Genomic DNA, 7,817 nt, shown 5'->3' on the forward strand with positions numbered 1-7,817 from the left:
TTTTTGCGACGCGTCTGATCAACCAATACTCGCTCGTGAGGCAGCCCGAACCTGCGGTCCGGGTCGACCTCCGGGCCCAGATGCGACGCGTACGTCCCCTCTTTGCCCCTGAACTCGTACAGAATTGCTGCTTGAGTTTTTTGAAATCGTTCGTCTCAAAACAGATTTGGATGACAAGTGACCGGTAAAGCGGGGTTTTTGAAGCAACTTGTGGACGAAGAATCACGACAGGCGTCCCGACTGTGGACTTTGGCTCAGCCGAAGGTGTCTGCGTACGTGACAAGCGTCGTGGGTGACTTCAAGTTTCGCGATGATGTCCTGCAGGATATCGCCATACGCGCAACGTCCGACCCGCAAGAACGATACCGCAAACCTGCTACACTTGTAGCCAACCGTATTGGATCCTCCCATCTGGAAACCGGCGCTGTTGATGAACAGAAAACGAATCTCTGTGTTAGTACTATTGCTTGTGACTGCGATCTCCCCGTGCTCCGCCTGCCACGAACCTGCGAAGCAAGAAACGACAACCGCGAATCGATTCCTCGAGTCGCTCAAGCGCGGCAAGCAAGCTCATCTCAGGATCGCGGAGATGATCAACAAGGGCGACAACCCAATTAAACTCGATCCCGATAAGCTGGTGCTTCGCGAGTACGACGAGGCGATCGCAAGTGCGGAAAAGATAATCGCGGCGGGGAGTATCTATGCACAGAAAGAAGTCGCGGCCGATCAAAAACGGATCGACGAAGTCTCGAAACGAGTCCGCGAGAACTACGCCAACGCGGCCAAGACCCAGATTGCCGACGCTCGCAGAAAAGCCACCGAAACGTACGAACGCGCGGTGGCAGAGGCGATGAAAAAGCGTGCCGCCACGTTGGCAGACTCCAACGCGACTTACCGGCGCTCGGTTGCACAGTCGAACCTAACGCTTTGCTTGAAGAGAAACGCTGGCAAGCTGGGGATCGTGATTTGGAATCTTCCTGCCGAAGCTAAGCTGCATGATCGTTCTACGGTCGCGGTCAAAATCGAACTCCTACAGCAAGGCCGCGTGGTTTGGACCAACAAAATTGCCAGACTCAACCGCCGCGCCGACAACAGCCTCTTTCGCCTCCCCAATGTTCTGTTTGACAAGGTCCGAATCGAAACCACGCGATGGACGGGCAGCGGCAGCGGGCTCGCCGAGGTCGAAGTGTATGCCGGCACAGAGAACCTCGCGCTGGGACGACCCTGCGAAGTCAGCAGCATTGAAACGCTGCCAACACACCTGGACGATCGGGACGCATTGACCGATGGCATGGCGCAGCCGACCGTGGAAGGAGAGGGCTACTGGATTCCGGAAGAGAAAACAAAGGCTAGCGTGACGATCGACCTGCTGGGCGCGCCCAATCAAGAAATCATCGATGCCGCACAGGCACGTGCTGCCGAGGCGCAGGCCGCCAAGATTCGCGCCGCTATTCCGACTCGTTGAGCCGATCAATCTTGCGTTGCACGGATCGCTTGCGGGAGTCGCTCGTCGTTACCTTCAGCTGTTCTGCGTAGCCTTTCTTGGCCAAATCATCTCGCTTTAGTTTGACGTACAAGTCAGCCAGTTGGCCGAGGTTGGATTCGTATTGTTGGTCCTCCTTGTCTTTCAACAGAAGCGTTGCCCACTCGTTGGCGACCACCAACCCTTTCTCGTATTCTTCAGCACGTACCCACGCGTCAACGGCCATGCGGTAGTACGTTCCCGCAGACGAGGGCGTTTGCTTCGCCTGCTCGTGATACTTGGCTGCTTGCACACGATATCGATTCAGTGGGTCAAGCTTCTTGGCAACTTCAGCATCAAGTTTTGGAATGGGCAGCGAATGCGTTCGGCAAACAAGTTTGATCCTCTCAAAATACCCTTGCGCGCTGCTATCGCTGCGACAATGCTTGACCGCAGCGACCAGACAGCGGACTTCATCGGCTGGCATCTCATGCTCAGCGTACGCGTCTGCCGCTTGTATGTAGGCCGTCTCCGAACGTGAACTGTTTGCGCCGCTGGCGATGGAGTCGATGGCCTTTTCAGCAGCCGCGATGCAACGCAAGGCTTCTTGTTTCTCGCCTGCTTCGTTCCAGTACCCCGCCGCCCGCAACAGATTGATCGCGCGCCCGGAAGCATCGTAGGAGCGGCTCGCTTCGATCTCTTTGGCCTGGACTCGCGGAGCATACTTGGGATCGAGCAGCGGCTTCGTTTGTTCGTCAAGGGTCAGCGAAGCATCCTCCTGCATCAAGGCCTCGATTTGAATCTGGTAGCCTGAAATCGACGAAGCGAGCTTTTCACTCTTGAGCGCGAGAATCCATTGGTTCAATGCCGCCTGGTTATCGCCCGCACGGACAAACAACTTGGCAAGCTTATCGTGATTGGAGCGGGCGGATGTGCCAGCACGCTTGTTGGCAGCCGAAGCCTTCTGGATCGCTTTGATCGCCCGGGCGTTGTCTCCCGCTTTGAGCCACAGGTCTGCTGCTTCCATCATCGAATTCAATATCAAGGTCGGGTGGGTACTCGCATTCGCTTCGGCCTGAGCGGCAGCGATGGCAAATCGGCGTTTGGGATCGAGCAAGGATTCGTCGGAGGGCGGATCCGCAGCGGCGCCTGCTTGGCCGTCGGGCATGGCGGCAACGGTTGGTTGCTGACCGACCGCTTGGGCAAGCTTCGCCTGCAACTGTTCGACTGAGTAGTCCGGGGCTTGCGCGATGAGCGCGGACCGGTACCGCTCGGCCGCCAAGTCACGTTCCTCAAGCCGCATGTAGAGATCCCCCATCTCGACGTAGGCGTTGGCGATCGCGTGGGATCGGGCAGCTCGCCACTCTTGAAAGGCCAGCTTGAGCGACGTCATGGCTTTCGACTTGTTGCCGGCATTCACCCAAGCCGCTGCTTGCAACAGATACAGGTTCGCTTTTTGTGTTCCGAACGCCGAGTGGATTTCTCGTTCAGTCAACCGAGCCGCTTCCAGTCCGTTACCCGCTTCTACCATGAGGTTGGCAAGCGTGACGTAGCGTTCGATTTGCATCCGTTCGCCGCGCGAACGGAGAATCTTGTCGAGTCGCTCCAGCACAACCAGATGCTTTGTGTCGTCACGCTGAATGTTCGAATAGAAATGATCCAACACGAGCAGCGTGGGCTCGTGATTGGGGAATTTGGCGAGCTGAGGTTCGAACGTGTTGGCGATCGCCCGCGTCGTTGACAATGGCCATTGAAACGGTTCGTCAGGACGACTCCAAGCAGGGTCTTTCCTAATCATCGCTTGCAACGTGGCAAGCATCTGTTCGCGTGTTCGATTCACCTCCCGCGGGGTGCGGCAGCTGTCGATGATGTAACAGTACACATCCAGCACCGCTTCGACCGCGTCCATCCGCTGGTAGAACTCAACGGCTTCCTCACAGACTTTCAGTCGTGTCGTTGCTGTCGTCGCAGCTCGGATGGCGATTTCAAAGTGGGGAGCCGCGTCGCGCCATTTGGTTGAAGTAGAAAGTCGCCTCGCTGTTGCCAGCGATTGTTCTGCCACGCCGGGTTGGGTCCCCATCGGCAACGAGGAAATGTTCATCCGCTTAATCGCGGGAGCGGGGGGCTGCGCGGGAACTTGCCGCGGCACGTTGGCAATTGCATTGGGCATCGCAACGGTCGCGCGGCGCCCCAGCTTGAGTGCATTCGCCAATTGGAAAAATGAGTCGACGAACGTTTCTCGCTTTACAACACCTCCTTTGCGGAGCAGCGAGCCGACGCGACGAATGAGATTGGCATCGGAAAGCTTCCTGAGTTCTTCCAGCATTGACTCCGGCGTAACACCAAGTTCAGCCGACGCCAACGGCAAATCCAGCTCGCCGTTGTATCGCAGGGAAGCCAGGACAATGGGTTCGCCTGCCTGCGTTGGCTGTTCGATACCAATCGCGCTGGCTGCCAAGGCTGTCAGGTAGGCCTTCGTGTCCTTGGCGATCGCAGCCGATAAGGTTTCCGCATCGGGGTAGAGATCAAGAATGTCATCCGCTTTCGGATAAGCTGCCTTATTGGCCAACACGTGTTGCCGAATTTCGTCGGACTTCTGAATGAATCCGCCGTAGTGGCACGACATGCAGGAGACACCGTTTACCACCGCACGATCCGGCTGACGCGGGTCACTGACGATGCTGGTGGGGCCTTTGTCGATGCGTTTCCCCTCCGCGTCGACCAGCATGTAAGCCAACATCCCGTTGGGAAGATGAAAGATAATCTCACCTCCGTCATGTTCGAAGTCGGTTGCCGTCTTACCAGGTCCCATCGGTAAGTCAAACAAGTTCTTGCGGCCGGCTGAGCCGGCGAAGTCATAGCTTTTCCAGTAGGCTCCGAAAATCGACTCGTGGCGTTCGATCAAGCGATTGTGCTGCGAGACACCGGATCGAGTGAAACCGGCGCGAACCACACGCATCTCTTCCAAATTGCGCTGGACGTCTAATTGAAGTAGTTGTTCCAACTGACGATCGGTTGCCGGGATCTGCGCCAAGACGTGATAGAGCGGCGGACGCGAGGCGGCCGACGTAAACCAATCCGCTCGCACCACGGGAATCAGTGAATGAGTTTGAGCGCGGACTGTGACCGCGGCCTCGCTTGGGTCCATCAGTCCGTAGGGGTAGGCCGCGAGGATAGATTTCCAATTCGTGTCCGTCCACTTCAGATCGCGCAGGTCGATCCGATACACCGTTTCCAGGTTGTTGACGATCCGCAAATTCGCGAGCTGCCGATTCCAGGACAGACTGTTGAGCAACTTGGCCAGCGCGGTGCGGTAGATTTCGAGCTCATCATCGGAATAGCCGGCGTTCGCCAAATGGGTTGTCGAAAAGTAACGAATATAGACGCGTTCCTTGGCTGGAATGGTGTTTAAGTCCCGAGCCACGAATTCATAAAACGCATCCGTGCTGACGAATTGCTGCGGCACCGATTCCTTGAACGGTCTGGAGCCGGACTGAATCCAGTTGCGAATGGTCTCAACGTCCTCATCGGTTGGACGTGGCGATTCCCCGCCTGGAGGCATCGGCGACTCCGCCGAGACCATTCGCTCGAACAACAGGGAATCCTTGGTGCTGCCCGGGACAACAAAACCGGACGAGATCAGCTTTTTACGCGAGGTCACAAAACCGAATCCACCCTCGTCGGACTCGTTCTCTCCGTGACATCGATAACAATTCCGGCGGAGGATGGCCTCTGCTTCGGCCGCAAGCTGCTTTTCGACGACGTGTGAATTTTCACTGACAGATGATGATGCGGAATCGTGTGCAGCGGTGTCAGCGCGCGGAGGTTCGCTTGATTGCGAAGCACTCTGTTGAGTCGGTCTCGTGACCTGCGTCGACGAAATGACTTTCGTTTGTTCCTCTGTTCCACCGCCGGCCGACGATTCGCTTGTCGCAGTGTTGTGAGCTTCAACAGGTGATGGCTGTGCCGCATTTCGCTCACTGATCGTTTCGGATGATGGATCGGATCGCAACGCGTGATCCATCGACGCGTCGATCGCCGGGTCAAGTGTCTCGCCGGCCGCCGATGAGGGGGGATCCGTTTTCGAGGCAGCATTGGTATCTTCGGGACCGGTCTCCGCTACAACGGGCTGCGGTGAGCTTTCGGTTTTGCTTGCGACGACGGCTGGCTCTACGCCGCCGATGAGAAAGTACGCCGCGCCACCGAGACCAACGAGGACAAGCAAGCCCGCCGCGACGAACAGCACGGCTTTCCGAGACGACCGTGCGTCTGGGGCTGTGTCGGCCGACGGGACAGGCATGCTTTGCGCGGTCGGGGCTGTGAGCGAGGATGATTGACGTGTGGCAGAGAGCTTTGACAGATAGTCCTGTCGATGCGGAGGACTTGCTAACACCTGATAGGCACGCTTGATTTCGGCAGCTAGCTGTTTGCACGCCTCGTGGTCCGGACCGCCTTGCTGACCGCTTTTGTGCTGACGCAGTTTTTGCATCTGCGCATTGGCAGCCTCCTTAATCGCTAGAGGATTAGTTTCATCCTCTGAAAGACTGAGCAACTCAAACAGATTCGGTCGTGGGGATGTCTCGATTCCCAAAAGGCGACGATAGGGATTCATTTCGATCGGATCCAAAAGCGTTGATGGCCTGCGTCATCGGCAAACGCATCATATCAAACCGCATCGTGACAGCTGGGCCGCCGCAGTGCTATTACAAGGGGCCCTCGTCGCGGTTGACCATGCGATGAGGATTTCGGTGTCTTGAGTTCGCGAAGTTCTTCGCGGCCCGGTCGGTCTCGGACCAAACGCGCGGTTGCCGAAAGAATGATCCACGGCAAATTGATCCAATCGGGGGCAGGCCCCGTCGACTTTGGGCCCCGTCGACTTTGACGTGGCTCGTGATCGGAGTGAAGCGGCGGGTTTACTGTCCAAACGCCGGGTTGCGGGCTGCGGGGCCTGGGGCCAAACCGGGGCCGGCTTGGTTTTGGAACATGGCGGCGGTCATCATCGCTTGGGTCACCGCGGCGTCGAACTCTTGTTGCGTCTTGGCGTCCAGCATCGGCTGCAGAAACTGATTGGCCATGCCGGCAATCATCCCGGTCGCTTGGGCCATCTGTTGCTGTGACGCTTTGAAGGCTTCCTGGTTGTTTTCGAATTGCTCAGCCATTCCGCTGGCCATTGTGCCGCCTTTTTCTTTCCACGTCGCGACGAAGTCTTTCGGCATCCACCGGCCGCCATAGGCGACCATTTCCACGACGGTTGTTCCGCCGCCTTGTTTGGGAACCGTAATCGTACCACTCGAATCGTCGATCTGATTGACGACGATCTGACTGGTGAATTGCTCGATCATCCCAGGCGGAGCGGTCTGGACCAAGACGCGCAGGTGACCGCCGATCCGTGGCCCGTAGTGATCGACGAAGGTCGTGACCGAATCGTCGAGCATCATTTTCGAATCAAACGCGCAATGGACCAGTTCGTAAATCAGCCCGCTGGCAGGATCGTACAACGGTTGGACCATCTGCATCACTTGCGGCGGTGCCATCTTGACCATTGGCGTGTTCAGGATGAATTGTTTTTGTCGGATCAGGATTTCGCAAACTTTGTTGGCCACATCCTGGATCGGTTTTTGCGCGTCGACTTGCATTTCGATACTCGGACGCATCGCCGCACGGACTTCGTCACTGTCCACTTCGCGGCGGACTTCAGCCGGCAACGCATACCACACGACTTCGGGATGCCCCGCCAAAGCTTGTCCGATCACGAAGTCGACGGTTTGTTGAAGCGAACCGTTGTCCGGAAAGGCCGGCATCGGGAGCACCGGCGGAACGGCCGGCGCGAAGTCATCGCGATTGCGAGCGATCGACGGTGTCGCCGATCCGGACGACGTGTCTGGCGTGGCGGGCTCGGCGATCATGGGCCTGGCAGCGGCCGGTTTCGATTTCGCGGCCTCGTACAGTTGCTTGGCCCGATTCCGACTGGCTTCGCTCAGCCGTTCGATCGGAACGTTCTTGGTCGAACCGTCTGATAGGCGCAAGACAATCGATCGGCCTTCCACGCCCACAAACTCGGCTTCGATCTTGAATTGGCCGGTGTTGTCCGTCCACGTTTCCGCCGATACCTCCTCAGGTGTGGCCGGCAGAAAAAGAAGGAACGCCAGGAGGAAAGACAGGGAAGGTCTCATGGGGAATGCCTAGGATGCAGGTGAGCAGACGGAATGACAACAGGCCGGGCCCGAGGGGGGAACAAACAGGGCGCCATTATAGGCGACTCAGTTTTCGGTTCGTGCTTTGTCTACTTTAGATTTTCGGGTCACGTCGATCGAGCGAAAAAGGGATTCAGCAACCGTTGGTGTCCAGCCTTTAG

At 57.3% G+C, this 7,817-nt stretch carries 3 protein-coding genes; 1 reads left to right on the plus strand and 2 read right to left on the minus strand.

Annotation, left to right across the window (positions count from 1 at the left end; genetic code table 11):
• Positions 1-589 precede the first annotated feature (589 nt).
• Positions 590-1,465, plus strand: a complete 876-nt coding sequence (locus tag NZK35_RS23525; protein WP_259634969.1) for a hypothetical protein — start codon at positions 590-592, stop codon at positions 1,463-1,465.
• Here NZK35_RS23525 and NZK35_RS23530 read toward each other — a convergent pair.
• Positions 1,449-6,074: a c-type cytochrome domain-containing protein gene (locus NZK35_RS23530; RefSeq protein ID WP_323379657.1), complete on the minus strand. Its 4,626-nt coding sequence runs from the start codon at positions 6,072-6,074 to the stop codon at positions 1,449-1,451. The genes NZK35_RS23525 and NZK35_RS23530 overlap by 17 nt on opposite strands.
• A gap of 301 nt (positions 6,075-6,375) precedes the next feature.
• On the minus strand, positions 6,376-7,635 hold the full coding sequence (locus NZK35_RS23535; RefSeq protein ID WP_259634970.1) for an SHD1 domain-containing protein: 1,260 nt from the start codon (positions 7,633-7,635) through the stop codon (positions 6,376-6,378).
• Between the last annotated feature and the right edge of the window lie 182 nt (positions 7,636-7,817).

The organism is Stieleria sedimenti (assembly GCF_025060895.1).
GTDB classification, from domain to species: domain Bacteria; phylum Planctomycetota; class Planctomycetia; order Pirellulales; family Pirellulaceae; genus Stieleria; species Stieleria sedimenti.

What these genes read in the sequence shown, in the direction of transcription:
- NZK35_RS23530 (WP_323379657.1), bottom strand. Translation starts at nt 6,074, where the DNA reads ATGAATCCCTATCGTCGCCTTTTGGGAATCGAGACATCCCCACGACCG.
- NZK35_RS23525 (WP_259634969.1), top strand. Translation starts at nt 590, where the DNA reads ATGATCAACAAGGGCGACAACCCAATTAAACTCGATCCCGATAAGCTG.
- NZK35_RS23535 (WP_259634970.1), bottom strand. Translation starts at nt 7,635, where the DNA reads ATGAGACCTTCCCTGTCTTTCCTCCTGGCGTTCCTTCTTTTTCTGCCG.